This window comes from Pseudomonas sp. SLBN-26, assembly GCF_006715895.1.
Classification (GTDB): domain Bacteria; phylum Pseudomonadota; class Gammaproteobacteria; order Pseudomonadales; family Pseudomonadaceae; genus Metapseudomonas; species Metapseudomonas otitidis.
Map to the genome: position 1 here is coordinate 4,236,973 of NZ_VFOB01000001.1, position 14,230 is coordinate 4,251,202.

General features: G+C 67.0%; 18 protein-coding genes. 11 read left to right on the forward strand and 7 right to left on the reverse strand.

From position 1 onward, the window contains the following. Positions 1 to 47 precede the first annotated feature (47 nt). Positions 48 to 494, forward strand: a complete 447-nt coding sequence (locus FBY21_RS19600; protein ID WP_142013065.1) for an acyl-CoA thioesterase — start codon at positions 48 to 50, stop codon at positions 492 to 494. Between the two features lies 1 nt (position 495). On the opposite strand, the gene FBY21_RS19605 is transcribed toward FBY21_RS19600, so the two are convergent. Together FBY21_RS19605 and pyrE are read right to left on the reverse strand one after the other, a co-directional pair. Next, a complete protein-coding gene (locus FBY21_RS19605; RefSeq protein ID WP_044400682.1) occupies positions 496 to 1,080 on the reverse strand; it encodes a DUF4124 domain-containing protein in 585 nt (194 codons plus the stop codon). Positions 1,081 to 1,106: 26 nt separating this feature from the next. Beyond that, positions 1,107 to 1,748, reverse strand: coding sequence for an orotate phosphoribosyltransferase (pyrE, locus tag FBY21_RS19610; protein WP_044400679.1), 642 nt, complete (start codon positions 1,746 to 1,748; stop codon positions 1,107 to 1,109). 84 nt (positions 1,749 to 1,832) lie between these two features. Between pyrE and FBY21_RS19615 the strand changes: the two genes are divergently transcribed. Beyond that, positions 1,833 to 2,612 carry an exodeoxyribonuclease III gene (locus FBY21_RS19615; RefSeq protein WP_044400676.1) on the forward strand — a complete coding sequence of 260 codons (780 nt, stop codon included), beginning with the start codon at positions 1,833 to 1,835 and terminating at the stop codon, positions 2,610 to 2,612. Positions 2,613 to 2,666: 54 nt separating this feature from the next. Here the strand turns inward: FBY21_RS19615 and FBY21_RS19620 are convergent, their stop codons facing one another. Together FBY21_RS19620 and rph are read right to left on the reverse strand one after the other, a co-directional pair. Beyond that, positions 2,667 to 3,032 carry a DUF4870 domain-containing protein gene (locus tag FBY21_RS19620; protein ID WP_142013067.1) on the reverse strand — a complete coding sequence of 122 codons (366 nt, stop codon included), beginning with the start codon at positions 3,030 to 3,032 and terminating at the stop codon, positions 2,667 to 2,669. Positions 3,033 to 3,061: 29 nt separating this feature from the next. Next, positions 3,062 to 3,781, reverse strand: a complete 720-nt coding sequence (rph, locus tag FBY21_RS19625; RefSeq protein WP_044400672.1) for a ribonuclease PH — start codon at positions 3,779 to 3,781, stop codon at positions 3,062 to 3,064. Between the two features lie 131 nt (positions 3,782 to 3,912). Between rph and FBY21_RS19630 the strand changes: the two genes are divergently transcribed. The 6 genes from FBY21_RS19630 (at position 3,913) to FBY21_RS19655 (ending at position 9,274) form a co-directional block, all read left to right on the forward strand. Beyond that, positions 3,913 to 4,776: a YicC/YloC family endoribonuclease gene (locus FBY21_RS19630; protein WP_142013070.1), complete on the forward strand. Its 864-nt coding sequence runs from the start codon at positions 3,913 to 3,915 to the stop codon at positions 4,774 to 4,776. 11 nt (positions 4,777 to 4,787) lie between these two features. Continuing rightward, entirely contained in the window at positions 4,788 to 5,408 is a 621-nt protein-coding gene (gmk, locus tag FBY21_RS19635) for a guanylate kinase (protein ID WP_044400666.1), read from the forward strand. 132 nt (positions 5,409 to 5,540) lie between these two features. Beyond that, positions 5,541 to 5,804 carry a DNA-directed RNA polymerase subunit omega gene (gene rpoZ / locus FBY21_RS19640; RefSeq protein WP_044400664.1) on the forward strand — a complete coding sequence of 88 codons (264 nt, stop codon included), beginning with the start codon at positions 5,541 to 5,543 and terminating at the stop codon, positions 5,802 to 5,804. Between the two features lie 61 nt (positions 5,805 to 5,865). Further along, positions 5,866 to 7,974 carry a bifunctional GTP diphosphokinase/guanosine-3',5'-bis pyrophosphate 3'-pyrophosphohydrolase gene (gene spoT / locus FBY21_RS19645; RefSeq protein WP_044400662.1) on the forward strand — a complete coding sequence of 703 codons (2,109 nt, stop codon included), beginning with the start codon at positions 5,866 to 5,868 and terminating at the stop codon, positions 7,972 to 7,974. 120 nt (positions 7,975 to 8,094) lie between these two features. Continuing rightward, positions 8,095 to 8,475, forward strand: a complete 381-nt coding sequence (locus tag FBY21_RS19650; protein WP_044400660.1) for a RidA family protein — start codon at positions 8,095 to 8,097, stop codon at positions 8,473 to 8,475. A 61-nt stretch (positions 8,476 to 8,536) separates the two neighbouring features. Further along, positions 8,537 to 9,274, forward strand: coding sequence for a hypothetical protein (locus FBY21_RS19655; RefSeq protein ID WP_142013073.1), 738 nt, complete (start codon positions 8,537 to 8,539; stop codon positions 9,272 to 9,274). Positions 9,275 to 9,287: 13 nt separating this feature from the next. Here the strand turns inward: FBY21_RS19655 and FBY21_RS19660 are convergent, their stop codons facing one another. The 3 genes from FBY21_RS19660 to FBY21_RS19670 all read right to left on the reverse strand — a co-directional run bounded on the left by FBY21_RS19660 (position 9,288) and on the right by FBY21_RS19670 (position 11,652). Continuing rightward, complete coding sequence (locus FBY21_RS19660; protein WP_142013076.1) at positions 9,288 to 9,908, reverse strand: LysE family translocator; 621 nt, start codon at positions 9,906 to 9,908, stop codon at positions 9,288 to 9,290. Positions 9,909 to 9,992: 84 nt separating this feature from the next. Beyond that, positions 9,993 to 10,793 (reverse strand): AraC family transcriptional regulator, encoded by an 801-nt coding sequence (locus FBY21_RS19665; RefSeq protein WP_142013078.1) that lies wholly within the window; start codon positions 10,791 to 10,793, stop codon positions 9,993 to 9,995. Position 10,794: 1 nt separating this feature from the next. Continuing rightward, positions 10,795 to 11,652 carry an NAD-dependent epimerase/dehydratase family protein gene (locus FBY21_RS19670; RefSeq protein ID WP_142013081.1) on the reverse strand — a complete coding sequence of 286 codons (858 nt, stop codon included), beginning with the start codon at positions 11,650 to 11,652 and terminating at the stop codon, positions 10,795 to 10,797. Positions 11,653 to 11,848: 196 nt separating this feature from the next. Between FBY21_RS19670 and exbB the strand changes: the two genes are divergently transcribed. The 3 genes from exbB to FBY21_RS19685 are packed head-to-tail and all read left to right on the forward strand — an operon-like array spanning position 11,849 to position 14,167. Next, entirely contained in the window at positions 11,849 to 12,994 is a 1,146-nt protein-coding gene (gene exbB, locus FBY21_RS19675; RefSeq protein ID WP_142013084.1) for a tonB-system energizer ExbB, read from the forward strand. Positions 12,995 to 12,997: 3 nt separating this feature from the next. After that, entirely contained in the window at positions 12,998 to 13,420 is a 423-nt protein-coding gene (exbD, locus tag FBY21_RS19680; protein ID WP_044400642.1) for a TonB system transport protein ExbD, read from the forward strand. Further along, complete coding sequence (locus FBY21_RS19685; protein ID WP_142013086.1) at positions 13,421 to 14,167, forward strand: energy transducer TonB; 747 nt, start codon at positions 13,421 to 13,423, stop codon at positions 14,165 to 14,167. It begins immediately after the preceding gene. Positions 14,168 to 14,230 lie beyond the last annotated feature (63 nt).

Genomic DNA, 14,230 nt, shown 5'->3' on the forward strand with positions numbered 1-14,230 from the left:
TCCACCCCGACGTGAATGCTCGGCACATCCTCATCAGGAGCCGTGCCATGCCCGCACCACCCGACCGGAACGCCTTCACCTTCCTCCACCCGCTGCGCGTACGTTGGGCCGAGGTCGATCCCCAGGGGATCGTCTTCAACGGCCACTACCTGACCTACGCCGATGTCGCCATCACCGAGTACTTCCGCGCGCTGGGTGTGCGTTATCCACAGGACCTGATCGCCGACGGCGGGGACTTCTTCGCCGTGCGCACCCTGCTGGAGTACCTGTCGCCAGCCCGCTTCGACGACACGCTCACCCTGGGCATCCGGACACGCCGGTTGGGCGGCTCGAGCCTGACGTTTGCGCTGGGCATCTGGCGGGGCGAGGAGGCGTTGACCAGTGGGGAGATCGTCTACGTGCACGCAGACGCAAGGACGCGGACGAGCCGGCCCTTGCCAGCCTGGCTGAGGGAAAAGGTGAGAGGCTTCGAGCGCTGCGCCGCCGAGGAGTGACTCAGCGGTTCAACAGCTCGGCGAGGCGGGCGCGGTCGGCGGCGAAGGTCGCCTGGGCCTTCTTGCGCTCGTCTTGGTAGCGGGCGATGTCGTCGTCAAGGCGCTTGTACTCGCTGCGCACGTTGTCGATCTGGGCTACCAGCGCCTCGGGCACCTGGCGTCCGGCACGCTCGTTGTCAGCGGCCTGGGCCTGCAGGTTGGCCTGCTGGGTACGCAGGGACTGCTGGTTACCCTTGGCCACGGTGATCAACCCGTCCAGCTCGGAGAGCTTGCGCTGGAGCGCGCGGTCGACGTCCTCGACGCTGGTGTAGAGCCGCAGCAGCTGGGCATCGGAGCCAGCACGGGCCTTGTCGGCCTGCATGCGCTGGCGTTCCTCGAGGGTGGGCGCCGGCGGCACGGTCTTCACCACACGGCCCTGGTCGTTGAGGACCTCGTAGCCCTTGTCGATGAACTGCGGCGGAACGCCGAGGCGGTCCAGTACGGTGACACCCTTTTCATTGGTGTAACGGTACAGCTCGGCCTGGGCGGCCAGCGGTGCCATCGCACCCAGAATCAAGGCAAGTCGGATCGCACCCGGCTTCAGCATCGGCACACCCTGTGGTCGCTGGAGAGTCAGATTCCGTAGTCTGCGCGGTAACGCTCCACCGCAGGCAGGTACGACTTCAGTTCAGCATCCCCGGCCAGATATTCCAGCACCTGCTCCAGGGACACGATGCTCACCACCGGCATGCCGAAGTCACGCTCCACTTCCTGGATCGCCGACAGCTCGCCCTTGCCACGCTCCTGGCGGTTGAGGGCGATCAGCACGCCCGCCGCCTGGGCCTGCTGGCCCTGGATGATCTGCATCACCTCGCGGATCGCGGTACCGGCGGTGATCACGTCGTCGATGATCAGCACACGCCCGGCCAGCGGTGCGCCCACCAGGGTGCCGCCCTCGCCGTGGTCCTTGGCTTCCTTGCGGTTGAAGCACCAGGGCAGGTCGCGGTCATGGTGCTCGGCCAGCGCCACGGCGGTGGAAGCCGCCAGCGGGATGCCCTTGTAGGCAGGGCCGAACAGGACGTCGAAGGAGAGCCCGCTGTCGACGATCGCCGACGCGTAGTAGCGCCCCAGGCGAGCCAGCGCGAGGCCGCTGTTGAACAGGCCGGCGTTGAAGAAATAGGGGCTGGTGCGCCCGGACTTGAGGGTGAATTCGCCAAAACGCAGTACACCGCGTTCGATGGCAAAGCGAATGAAGTCGCGCTGATACGCCTGCATGGTGAAAAAGCCCCGGACGGCACGGATTTAGCTAAATAGAAAGAGCTCGGGTATCATACACGCACGAGTTTTTGGGGGCCATTTATGCGGATCATCAGTGTGAACGTGAATGGTATTCATGCTGCAGCCGAGCGAGGACTCCTCAGCTGGCTGCAAGCACAGAATGCCGACGTGATCTGCCTGCAAGACACCCGTGCCTCTGCCTATGACCTGGACGACCCGGCCTTCCAACTGGATGGCTATTTCCTCTATGCCAGCGATGCTGAAGTGCCAAGCCAAGGCGGCGTGGCGCTTTATTCGCGCTTGCAACCCAAGGCAGTGATCTGGGGACTCGGTTTCGAGTCCTGTGATCGTTATGGGCGCTACCTGCAGGCGGATTTCGACAAAGTGAGCATCGCCTCCCTGCTGTTGCCTTCGGGCCAGGGTGGCGATGAGAACCTGAACCACAAGTTCAAGTTCATGGAAGATCTGGCGCACTACCTGAACAAGCAGCGCCGCAAGCGTCGCGAGTACATCTATTGCTCGTCGCTCTACCTCGCCCACCAGAAGCTGGACGTGAAGAACTGGCGCGACTGCCAGCAGCTCCCCGGCTTCCTGGCGCCCGAGCGCGCATGGATGGACGAAGTGTTCGGCAACATGGGTTATGTGGATGCCCTGCGCGAAGTCAGCCGCGAAGGCGACCAGTACAGCTGGTGGCCGGACAGCGAGCAGGCCGAGATGCTCAACCTCGGCTGGCGCTTCGACTACCACATCCTCACGCCCGGCATGCGCCGTACCGTGCGCAGTGCCCGCCTGCCTCGCCAGCCGCGCTTCTCCCAGCACGCTCCGCTGATCGTCGACTACGACTGGCTGCTGAGCATCTGAGTGCAGCGCCCATAAAAAAGCCGGCATTCGCCGGCTTTTTCGTTCGTGCATGCGCTACTTCAGTGGCCGCCAGGCGAAGGGGTAGCGATAGTCCTTGCCCTCGTTGGCCTTGATGCCACCCATGATGGTCAGCACCAGCGCGGCAATGCCCAGCAGGGGCAGCAGGAAGACGCCGATCACCACGAACATCAGCAGGATGCACAGCAGCCCCGCCAGGCTCACGGTGATCTGGAAGTTCAGCGCCTCCTTGCCCTGGGCATCGATGAAGGGGTCCACGTCCTTCTTCATCTGCCAGAGGATCAGCGGCCCCAGCAGGTTGCCGAAGGGAAAGACCGCACCGAGGAACGCAGCGAAATGGCAGAACATCGCCCACTGCCTGACGTCCTGGTTCGGTTGCTGTACGGGGGTGGGCTCATTCATGGGGTGCGTCCTCGTCGTGATGGGCCGGGTCAGTCGGCCAGAGCGGCCTTCTGGATCCGGAACAGTTCGTCCATGCCCTGGCGCGCGAGGGCCAGCATGGCATTGAGCTGCTCGGGCTGGAAGGGCTCGCCCTCGGCGGTGCCCTGGATTTCGATGAAGCCACCACCGTCGGTCATGACCACGTTAAGGTCGGTCTCGGCCGCTGAGTCCTCCAGGTAATCGAGGTCCAGCACCGGCTCACCCTGGTAAACGCCGACGGAGACGGCAGCGATCATCTGCTTGAGCGGCTCGCCCTTCAGGGCACCACGCTTCTTCAGTACCTTCAGCGCATCCACCAGGGCCACCATGGCGCCGGTGATGGAAGCCGTGCGGGTGCCGCCGTCGGCCTGGATCACGTCGCAGTCCAGGTAGATGGTGTTCTCGCCCAGCTTGCTCATGTCCAGCGCGGCACGCAGGGAGCGGCCGATCAGGCGCTGGATCTCCAGGGTGCGGCCACCCTGCTTGCCACGGCTCGCCTCGCGCTGGTTACGCTCACCGGTGGAGCGGGGCAGCATGCCGTATTCGGCAGTCAGCCAACCCTGGCCCTGGCCCTTGAGGAAGCGCGGCACGCCGGCCTCGACGCTGGCGGTGCAGATCACCTTGGTATCCCCGAATTCGACCAGCACCGAGCCTTCGGCGTGCTTGGTGTAGTTGCGGGTGATGCGGATCGAACGCAGCTGGTCAGCTGCGCGGCCACTGGGACGTTTCATCTGGGAATACCTGTCGGAGGGAAAATCCCGGCCATTATAGAGGGGCCTCTGCCCCCGGGACATCATCGCGTTGGGAGGGGCCACGGAGTCGGCTACAATCGCCGCCCTTACCCACACCGAGAGGACTCCCCATGGTGCACAGCATGACCGCCTTCGCCCGCGTCGAGCAGGCCGGCACCCACGGCACCCTGAGCTGGGAACTGCGCTCGGTCAACCACCGCTACCTCGAACCCCACCTGCGCCTGCCAGAAGCCTTCCGCGACCTGGAGGGTGCCGTGCGCGAAGCGCTGCGCCAGGGCCTGTCCCGAGGCAAGGTCGAATGCACCCTGCGCTTCGCCGAAGCCGAGGCTGGCAAGCCCCTGCAGGTCGACAGCGAGCGAGCCGCCCAGGTGGTGGCCGCCGCCGAAGCCGTGGCCGCCCTGGTCAGCCAGCCGGCGCCGCTCAACCCGCTGGAGATTCTCGCCTGGCCTGGCGTGCTGGTGGCCGACGCCGCCGACCCCCAGACCCTGAACGCCGCGGCCCTGGAGGCCTTCGGCAAGGCCCTGGAAGAACTCAAGACCGGCCGCGCCCGTGAAGGTGCCGACCTGGCCCGCCTGCTCAACGAGCGCCTCGACGCCATGCAGGAGGAAGTCGTCGCCCTGCGAGAACTGGTACCGCAGATGCTCGGCCTGCAGCGGCAGAAGATCCTCGACCGTTTCGCCGAGATGAAGGCCGAGCTCGACCCCCAGCGCCTGGAACAGGAGTTGGTGCTGCTGGCACAGAAGAGCGACGTGGCCGAGGAGCTGGACCGCCTCGGCACCCACATCACCGAAGTGCGCCGCGTGCTCAAGGCCGGTGGCGCCGCCGGCCGCCGCCTCGACTTCCTCATGCAGGAACTCAACCGCGAAGCCAATACCCTTGGCTCCAAGGCCTTCGACCCACGCTCCACCCAGGCAGCGGTCAACCTCAAGGTGTTGATCGAACAGATGCGCGAACAAGTGCAGAACATCGAGTAAGAGACCCATCCATGACCGTCACCCCCGGCACCCTGTACATCGTCTCGGCCCCCTCCGGCGCCGGCAAGACCAGCCTGGTCAAGGCCCTGGTGGACACCGACCCGCGCATTCGCGTCTCGGTCTCCCACACCACCCGCGGCATGCGCCCCGGCGAGGTCGATGGCGTGAACTACCACTTCGTCAGCCGCGAAGCCTTCGTGCACATGCTCGAGCACGGCGACTTCATCGAGCATGCCGAAGTCTTCGGCAACCTCTACGGCACCTCCCAGCGCTGGCTGCTGCAGGCACTCGCCGAAGGCCACGACCTGATCCTCGAGATCGACTGGCAGGGTGCCCAGCAGGTTCGCCACCTGATGCCCCAGGCCAAGTCCATCTTCATCCTGCCGCCGAGCCAGGAGGCCCTGCGCCAGCGCCTGGACAACCGCGGCCAGGACAGCGCCGAGATCATCGAGCGCCGCATGCGCGAAGCCGTCAGCGAGATGAGCCACTACGTCGAATACGACTACCTGGTGATCAACGACGACTTCGCCGTCGCCCTGGAAGACCTGCGCGCGATCTTCCGCAGCCAGCGCCTCGCCCAGGCCAGCCAGCAGATCACCCACGGCGCGCTTCTCGCCCGCCTGCTGGCCTGATCAGCATGACCACCGGGAAGCGCTGAGCATTCAGCGCTTCCCTTAATGCTGGTGATTTTTTAGACTATCCAGTCCGCTCCGCCCGTTCCGGGCAAAGCCATCGCCATCCCACTCTGTGCTACGAGGAACACCATGGCCCGCGTTACCGTTGAAGACTGCCTGGAAAACGTCGATAACCGCTTCGAGCTGGTCATGCTCGCGACCAAGCGTTCCCGTCAGCTGGCCACCGGCGGCAAGGAGCCGAAGGTAGCCTGGGAAAACGACAAGCCCACCGTCGTCGCCCTGCGTGAGATCGCCGCCGGCCTGGTTGATTACGAAGTCATCGCCCAGGAAGACATCGTGGAAGAAGAGCCGCTGTTCGCTGCCTTCGAGGACGAGTCCAACGAGGCGCTCTGATTCCCATGCCCGGTCGACGTCGCACGGCGCAGGGAGGCCATAGCCGGAAAGGAGAACTGCCTTGCCTGGCATAGAAACCTTCGCCGAACGGCTCTCGACCTATCTCGGCCCGGACCAGGTCAACCTGGTCCGCCGGGCGTACTACTACGCCGAACAGGCCCATGACGGGCAGCGTCGCCGCAGCGGCGAGGCCTACGTCACCCACCCCCTGGCCGTCGCCAACATCCTCGCCGACATGCACATGGACCATCAGAGCCTGATGGCCGCCATGCTGCACGACGTGATCGAGGACACCGGCATCGCCAAGGAGGCGCTCACCGCCCAGTTCGGCGACACTGTGGCCGAGCTGGTGGACGGGGTCAGCAAGCTGACCCAGATGAACTTCGAGTCCAAGGCCGAGGCCCAGGCCGAGAACTTCCAGAAGATGGCCATGGCCATGGCCCGCGACATCCGCGTGATCCTGGTCAAGCTGGCCGACCGCCTGCACAACATGCGCACCCTGGAAGTGCTCTCCGGCGAAAAGCGCCGCCGCATCGCCAAGGAAACCCTGGAAATCTACGCCCCCATCGCCAACCGGCTGGGCATGCACAGCATGCGCGTGGAATTCGAGGACCTCGGCTTCAAGGCCATGCACCCCATGCGCTCCGAGCGCATCCGCGCCGCCGTCCGCCGGGCCCGGGGCAACCGCAAGGAAATCGTCGCCAAGATCGAGGAATCCCTCACCCATTGCCTCGCCCGCGAAGGCATGGAAGGCGAGGTGATCGGCCGCGAGAAGCACCTCTACAGCATCTACAAGAAGATGCGCGGCAAGCGCCGGGCGTTCAACGAGATCATGGACGTCTACGCCTTCCGCATCATCGTCGACAAGGTGGACACCTGCTACCGCGTGCTCGGCGCCGTGCACAACCTGTACAAACCGCTGCCCGGTCGCTTCAAGGACTACATCGCCATTCCCAAGGCCAATGGCTACCAGTCCCTTCACACCACCCTGTTCGGCATGCACGGCGTGCCCATCGAGATCCAGATCCGCACCCGCGAAATGGAAGAGATGGCCAACAACGGCATCGCCGCCCACTGGCTGTACAAGTCCGCCGAGGACGACCAGCCCAAGGGCACCCACGCCCGCGCGCGCCAATGGGTCAAGGGCGTGCTGGAACTGCAGCAACGTGCCGGCAACTCCCTCGAATTCATCGAGAGCGTGAAGATCGACCTGTTCCCCGACGAGGTCTACGTCTTCACGCCCAAGGGCCGCATCATGGAGCTGCCCAAGGGCTCCACCGCGGTCGACTTCGCCTACGCGGTCCACACCGACGTCGGCAACACCTGCATCGCCTGCCGCATCAACCGCCGCCTGGCGCCCCTGTCCGAGCCGCTGCAGAGCGGCGAGACGGTGGAGATCGTCACCGCCCCCGGCGCACGGCCCAACCCGGCCTGGCTCAACTTCGTGGTCACCGGCAAGGCCCGCACCCACATCCGCCACGCCCTCAAGCTGCAGCGCCGCTCCGAGTCCATCAACCTCGGCGAACGCCTGCTGAACAAGGTGCTGGCCGGCTTCGAAAGCAGCCTCGACAAGATCACCCCCGAGCGCATCCAGGCCGTCCTCGGCGAATACCGCCTGGAAGTGCTGGAAGACCTGCTGGAAGACATCGGCCTCGGCAACCGCATGGCCTACGTCGTGGCCCGCCGCCTGCTGGCCAGCGATGGCGAACAGCTGCCCAGCCCCGAGGGCCCGCTGGCGATCCGTGGCACCGAAGGCCTGGTGCTCAGCTACGCCAAGTGCTGCACGCCGATCCCCGGCGACCCCATCGTCGGCCACCTCTCCGCCGGCCGCGGCATGGTGGTGCACCTGGAAAGCTGCAAGAACATCGGCGACATCCGCCACAACCCGGAGAAGTGCGTGCAACTCTCCTGGGCCAAGGACGTCACCGGCGAATTCAACGTCGAGCTGCGCGTCGAGCTGGAACACCAGCGCGGCCTGATCGCCCTGCTGGCCAGCAGCGTCAACGCCGCCGACGGCAACATCGAGAAGATCGGCATGGACGAGCGCGATGGCCGCATCAGCGTCGTCCAGCTGGTGATCAGCGTGCACGACCGCGTGCACCTGGCCCGGGTCATCAAGAAACTGCGCGCCCTCAAGGGGGTGATCCGCATCACCCGGGTGCGCGCCTGACGGCCCGCTGAACCCACGGAGGCGAGGCCGCCCGGGCACACCCGCCCATGGCCAGGCCCGTCTCCAACCGCGCCCATCCGGGCACAGCCCGGGGTGCTTTCACCTGTACAAGGAGTTTCCATGAGCAAGACCGTGATCAACAGCGACAAGGCTCCCGCCGCCATCGGCACCTACTCCCAGGCGATCAAGGCCGGCAACACCGTCTACATGTCCGGGCAGATCCCCCTCGATCCCAAGACCATGGAACTGGTGGAAGGCTTCGAAGCCCAGACCGTCCAGGTGTTCGAGAACCTGAAGGCCGTCGCCGAAGCCGCCGGTGGCTCCTTCAAGGACATCGTCAAACTCAACATCTTCCTCACCGACCTGTCCCACTTCGCCAAGGTCAATGAAGTGATGGGCCGCTACTTCGAGCAGCCCTATCCGGCCCGCGCCGCCATCGGCGTGGCCGCGCTGCCCCGTGGCTCTCAGGTCGAGATGGACGCCATCCTGGTCCTCGAGTAAACCCGATGGCCGCAGCGGGCTGCCTTGCCCGCTGCACCCGGCCAAAGGAAGGAACCCCGCCATGCGCCAAGCCCTCATCCTCCTCATCTGCGCCGCCCTGCTGGCCGGTTGTGCCGGCACGCCCAGCGACCCCAGCGGCGTCTGGATCAACCAGACCGCCATCGACGAAGCCGCCCGTGAAGGCAAGTTGCGCGAGGCCCTGCTCGCCTACGGCCCCAACCTGGAGTGGAGCCTCGACACCCACGCCGGGACCGCCAACTACAGCAACGGCTTCGAACTGGGCGAGGGCCGCCTGGTCCCCCAGGGCAAGGGCCGCTGGCAGGTGGACTTCTACGGCGACGACTACCACGAGCACCTGAACCTCAAGGGGCGCCAGCTGATCCAGGAAGCCAGCGAGAACTTCCCCGAACAGCACTTCGTACGCCCGGCCGAACCCGCCGCCGACGGCGCACCGGAAGGCAGCAGCTTCGAGTACGCCCTCTACAAGACCTACCTCGGCGGCACCTGGAAGATCCTCGAAGGCACGGGGCAGGGCGGCCTGGTACTGTTCCACCCCGACGGTCGCCTGGAAGGGCTACCCGGCGCCGACCGCTTCGCCCTCTGCCTGGCTGGCGACTGCGCCGCCATGAGCGGCGAGAACGACAGCATGTGGCTGCAACTCGGTGACCAGGGCGCACCCTGGATCTTCGTCCACGACGGCAACCGCCTGGAGATCCTAGAGACCGGCAACCGCGCCCAGATCGACGAGATGCCCGAGTACTACCCCGGCAAGCGCGCCTGGGTGCTGGAGCGCCAGTAAAGCCCGGCAGCGGCTAGAAAGCCCCGACCACCAGCCAGCCCCCCAGCAACGCCAGCAGCCCGCCACACAGCCGATCCAGCGCCACCACCCGCCGTTGCAGCCAGGCCTGCCAGCGGCGGTGTGACACCAGGCGCACCAGCCCCAGGTCCCAGCCCAGCACCACCAGGGTCATCCAGGCCATGCACAGGGCCAGGCCCCAGTCGGGCATCTGCGCCGAGCGCAGCACCCCGAACAGCCCGGCATAGAAGATCGGCAACTTCGGATTGACGCTGCTGGCCAGCAACCCTTCCAGCACGCCCCTTCGCCAGGAGCCAAGACCCGCTTCCGCGCTGGCTTCGGGCAGGTCGAGCCGGCGCCGCGCCATCAAGGCCTGAGCGCCCAGCCACAGGAAGTAGCCCCCACCCAGCAGCTGCAGGGCGCGCCACACCCAGCAGCCCTCCGCAGGCAGCAGGCTCAGCGCCAGCAATACCAGCAGCATGCTCGCCAGGTTCGCCAACGCGATGCCCCAGGCACAGCCGGCGGCGTGCAGGCGCCCACGGGTGAGCCCCGCGCGAAGCAAGAGGAAGAAATCCGGACCGGGCGACAGCAGGGCAGCGAAGTGGGTGCTGGCGACCAGCAGGAACAGAGCGAGCATATGACCTCCACGGCAAGGCGGTGGAGTCTCGCCAGGGCCCGGTGCTCGCGTATTGGAAGAAAGTCGGGTCGGGCAGGGCGCCCGTCAGCGCAGCGCCTCGCGGCGGAAACGGCCAGGCGTCACCCCGGTGAAACGGCGGAAGGTGCTGGAGAAGTGCGCCTGGTCGTAGAACCCCAGCTCCAGCGCCAGACTCGCCAAGGGTTCGCCTGCCAGCAGCCGCTGCTTCGCCTCGCGCACCCGGCGCTGCAGCTGGTAGGTGTGGGGCGGCACTCCGTAGGCACGGCGGAACGCCTCGATCAGGTGGCGTGGATGGCGCTGCAGCAGGCTGGCCAGGTGCTCCAGGCTCACTGCCTCGCGGTAGTGCGACTCCAGGTAATCGCGCAACTGGGCGGTCACCCCGCCGTCGCGCGCACCGATGCCCGTGGGGCGCAGCCCCCCATGACGCACGAACACCAGCTCCAGCAGCTCCAGCAGCTCGCTTTCCAGCGCCAGTGCGTCGCCTCGCTCGAACTCCCCGGCCAGGCGTGCCAAGGCCTGGGCCACGGCACCGTCATCGCCCGGGTTGAGCGCGCCAAACCCCCGTGGCAGGGCCTTGCGCCCGAGCAGGGCCGGCAGGCGGGCTTCTTCCACGTAGAGCATCCGGTACACCAGCCGAGGCGACTCGGCGTGTCCCGTGTGAGGCTCCTCCGGGTTCATCAGCGACAGGGTGCCGGCGGGCAGGGCATGCCGCGCACCCCGGCACTGGTAGCCGCCTACGCCATGCAGGATGGCACCGATGGCGAAGGCATCGTGGCTGTGACGACCAAAGGGCTGGCCGGAGAAGTCGGCATGGAACAGCTCGACCCCAGGCAGCCAGGCCTTGGCCAGCAGCCGGTTGGCATCCACCTCAGGCGTCCTTGAGGATCGCCGCGTAGCCCTCGCGGAAGCTGGGGTACTGCGGCTCCCAACCCAACGCCCGGGCCCGGGCATTGCTGCAGCGCTTGCTGCCGGCCCGACGCACGGTGGAGGACTCCGACCAGTGCGTCACCCCCAGGCGCTCGCGCAGCCAGGCCACCACCTCATCAAGCGGTGCCGGCGCATCGTCCACGCCCAGGTAGCAGGACGCCAGCGGCGTCCCGGCCTGTTCAACACGCAGCAGGTGGGCCAGCAGGCCAGCGGCATCGTCCACGTGAATGCGGTTGCCGTAGAGCGGCGGCTCGCTCGCCACCCGGTAACCCATGCGCACCTGGTTCAGCAGCCACTCGCGGCCCGGCCCGTAGAGCCCGGTCAGGCGCACCAGGGTGGCCGGCAGGCCGCTGTCCAGCGCCAGCTGCTCGGCCTCGCGCATGACGCGACCCGAATAGCCATCCGCCTCGGCGGGGGCGTCTTCGTCGATCCACTCGCCATCGCGCTGCCCGTAGACGCCGCTGCTGGAGACGAACAGCAGGCGCCGGGGCTGCTGCCCGCTCTCGCGCAACCAGGCCAGCACGTGGCGCAGGCCCTCGACGTAGGCCGCGCGATAGCCTTCCTCGTCATGGCGGCTCGCCGCCACGCAGAACACCACCGCATCGAGCGCGTCCGTCGGCCAGTCGACCGGCCGCTCGGCGCGCTCCAGGTCACCCGCGATGGGCAGCACGCCCGCCGGCAGCGCCGAGACATTTCGCCGCAGGCCGTGGACCCGCCAGCCTTCAGCCAACATCCTCAGGGCCAGTCGGCTGCCTACATCGCCACAGCCGGCAATGAGCAAACGCGGGGATTCGGACATGGGAGCGTCTCCGTAAAAGTGCTGAGAACAAGGACTGGGGCGGGGTGATGCGAAATCGCGCGCGTCCGTCCGGATCGCGGCAGAGGGGTTACATTATCACTTTTACAAACAAGAATTACTTGCAATAATGCTCCACCTTTGTCCGCGACGGCTCCTCAACGGCGGGCGAAACCGCAATTAACCTTCAGGTCCGGCCATGAAACCTATTGCACCCAACGCCCAGCCCGCTTCGTTCTCCCGTCGCGCCCGCCCCCTGGCGGCGCTCCTGTTCGGCCTGGCCCTGCTGCCCGCCGGCGCAGCCTTCGCCGAAGAGCCCACTGCACCAGCTGCCGCTACGGCCAGCGCCCAGCCAGCCGCAACGCCGAGCGCTACCGCGCCGACCGAAGGTGCACAGCCGATCGCCAGCGCGCCCGCCGCACCGGCCAACGCCGAACTGCTGAGCACGCTCCAGGCCCTCGGCCCCCAGGCCACCCCGGAGCAGATCCGCGACACCGCCCGCCAGACGCTGCAGGCACAGGGCGTTGCCCCGGAAGAGATCGACAAGACCCTCGCCGCCATCGACCAGGGCCTGAACCTGGGCAACGACCTCGCCGCCGCCCTGGCCGGTACCGCGCCCGAAGCCGTCGAAGAAGGCCTGCCGGCCCACGACCTGTCGCCCTGGGGCATGTACCAGAACGCCGACATCGTGGTGAAAGGCGTGATGATCGGCCTGGTGCTCGCCTCGATCCTCACCTGGACCATCTGGCTGGCCAAGAGCATCGAGCTGCTCGGTGCCAAGCGCCGCCTGCGCCGCGAGCTGGTGGCCCTGAAGGCCGCGCGCAACCTGCCGGAAGCCGCCGACAAGACCGCCGCCCCGAACAACCTGTCCCAGGTGCTGGTGCAGGACGCCCTCGACGAGCTGAAGCTCTCGACCAACACCCGCGAGAAGGACGGCATCAAGGAACGCGTCAGCTTCCGCCTGGAGCGCCTCGTCGCCGCCAGCGGCCGCAAGATGAGCATGGGCACCGGCGTGCTCGCCACCATCGGCTCCACCGCGCCCTTCGTCGGCCTGTTCGGCACCGTGTGGGGCATCATGAACAGCTTCATCGGCATCGCCAAATCCCAGACCACCAACCTCGCCGTGGTCGCCCCCGGCATCGCCGAAGCCCTGCTGGCTACCGCCATGGGCCTGGTCGCGGCCATCCCCGCCGTGGTCATCTACAACGTCTTCGCCCGTTCCATCACCGGCTACAAGGCCCAGGTCGCGGACGCCTCCGCCCAGGTCCTGCTGCTGGTCAGCCGTGACCTGGACCACCCGCCGGCCGACCGCGCGCCGGCCCCGCACATGGTCAAAGTGGGCTGATCCATGGGACTGCATCTGAACGAAGGCGGTGACGATCTCCAGGAAAGCCACGAGATCAACGTCACCCCATTCATCGACGTCATGCTGGTGCTGCTGATCATCTTCATGGTCGCGGCGCCCCTGGCCACGGTGGACATCAAGGTCGACCTGCCAGCCTCCACCGCCAAGCCCGCGCCACGCCCGGACAAGCCCATCTACCTGAGCATCAAGGAAGACAAGAGCCTGTTCCTGGACAACGACCCGGTGAACCAGGCGCAACTGGCTGCCGTGCTCGACCAGCGCACCGGCGGCGACAAGGAAAAGACCATCTTCGTCCGTGGCGACAAGGCGGTGGACTATGGCCGGCTGATGGAAGTGATGGACGCCCTGCGCGGCGCCGGCTACCTGAAGATCGGCCTGGTGGGACTCGAGACGGTCGGGAACTAGATGAGCCAGGCAAAGCGAAACCTGTCCTGGGCCATCAGCCTGCTGGTGGTGCTCGGCCTGCACGTCGCCCTGTTCTGCTGGGCCCTGTTCTGGAAGGTCAGCGCCGAGCCCATCGAGCTGCCGCCGCCGGCCATGATGGTGCAGCTCGAACCGCTGCCGGCCCCCACGCCGCCACCCGCCCCGCCGCCACCGCCCCAGGTGGAGCCGGAGCCCGAGCCGTTGCCGAAGCTGGCCGAAGCGCCCAAGCCGACCATCGCCATCGCGCCGAAGCCCAAACCCAAGCCGAAACCGCCGAAGCCCAAGCCCCCGGAGCCCAAGCCCGAGCAGAAGCCCCAGGAGCAGGAGTCGCCCAAGGAGCAGGTGGCCGCACCCACGCCGCCGGCACCGCCCAGCGACGCCAAGCCCGCCGCCCAGCAGGAGAGCATGGCCAGCGCCATGACCCAGGCCCGCGAAACCTGGCAGAGCAAGCTGCTGGCGCACCTGGCCAAGTACAAGCGCTACCCGGAGGACGCCCGCCGTCGCAACATCGAAGGCGTCAACCGCCTGAGCTTCACGGTGGACGCCGAAGGCAAGGTCCTGGCCTACACCCTCACCGGCAAGTCCGGCAGCGCCTCGCTGGACCGCGCCACACTGGAAATGATCCGCCGCGCCCAGCCGCTGCCCCCGCCGCCGCCGGAGATCCTGGTCAACGGCGCACGGGAAGTGACGGCCCCCTTCGTCTACTCCCTGCGCAAGGATCGCCGCTGAGCGACCGCCGCCCCGCCCGGGGCGGCACAGCGGTTGGTTCCATTGACTGCAGCCGCTATGCTT

What these genes read in the sequence shown, in the direction of transcription:
- rph (WP_044400672.1), bottom strand. Translation starts at nt 3,781, where the DNA reads ATGAAACGTCCCAGTGGCCGCGCAGCTGACCAGCTGCGTTCGATCCGC.
- FBY21_RS19670 (WP_142013081.1), bottom strand. Translation starts at nt 11,652, where the DNA reads ATGTCCGAATCCCCGCGTTTGCTCATTGCCGGCTGTGGCGATGTAGGC.
- gmk (WP_044400666.1), top strand. Translation starts at nt 4,788, where the DNA reads ATGACCGTCACCCCCGGCACCCTGTACATCGTCTCGGCCCCCTCCGGC.
- FBY21_RS19605 (WP_044400682.1), bottom strand. Translation starts at nt 1,080, where the DNA reads ATGCTGAAGCCGGGTGCGATCCGACTTGCCTTGATTCTGGGTGCGATG.
- exbD (WP_044400642.1), top strand. Translation starts at nt 12,998, where the DNA reads ATGGGACTGCATCTGAACGAAGGCGGTGACGATCTCCAGGAAAGCCAC.
- FBY21_RS19650 (WP_044400660.1), top strand. Translation starts at nt 8,095, where the DNA reads ATGAGCAAGACCGTGATCAACAGCGACAAGGCTCCCGCCGCCATCGGC.
- FBY21_RS19655 (WP_142013073.1), top strand. Translation starts at nt 8,537, where the DNA reads ATGCGCCAAGCCCTCATCCTCCTCATCTGCGCCGCCCTGCTGGCCGGT.
- FBY21_RS19615 (WP_044400676.1), top strand. Translation starts at nt 1,833, where the DNA reads ATGCGGATCATCAGTGTGAACGTGAATGGTATTCATGCTGCAGCCGAG.
- FBY21_RS19620 (WP_142013067.1), bottom strand. Translation starts at nt 3,032, where the DNA reads ATGAATGAGCCCACCCCCGTACAGCAACCGAACCAGGACGTCAGGCAG.
- rpoZ (WP_044400664.1), top strand. Translation starts at nt 5,541, where the DNA reads ATGGCCCGCGTTACCGTTGAAGACTGCCTGGAAAACGTCGATAACCGC.
- exbB (WP_142013084.1), top strand. Translation starts at nt 11,849, where the DNA reads ATGAAACCTATTGCACCCAACGCCCAGCCCGCTTCGTTCTCCCGTCGC.
- FBY21_RS19660 (WP_142013076.1), bottom strand. Translation starts at nt 9,908, where the DNA reads ATGCTCGCTCTGTTCCTGCTGGTCGCCAGCACCCACTTCGCTGCCCTG.
- FBY21_RS19630 (WP_142013070.1), top strand. Translation starts at nt 3,913, where the DNA reads ATGGTGCACAGCATGACCGCCTTCGCCCGCGTCGAGCAGGCCGGCACC.
- FBY21_RS19600 (WP_142013065.1), top strand. Translation starts at nt 48, where the DNA reads ATGCCCGCACCACCCGACCGGAACGCCTTCACCTTCCTCCACCCGCTG.
- pyrE (WP_044400679.1), bottom strand. Translation starts at nt 1,748, where the DNA reads ATGCAGGCGTATCAGCGCGACTTCATTCGCTTTGCCATCGAACGCGGT.
- FBY21_RS19685 (WP_142013086.1), top strand. Translation starts at nt 13,421, where the DNA reads ATGAGCCAGGCAAAGCGAAACCTGTCCTGGGCCATCAGCCTGCTGGTG.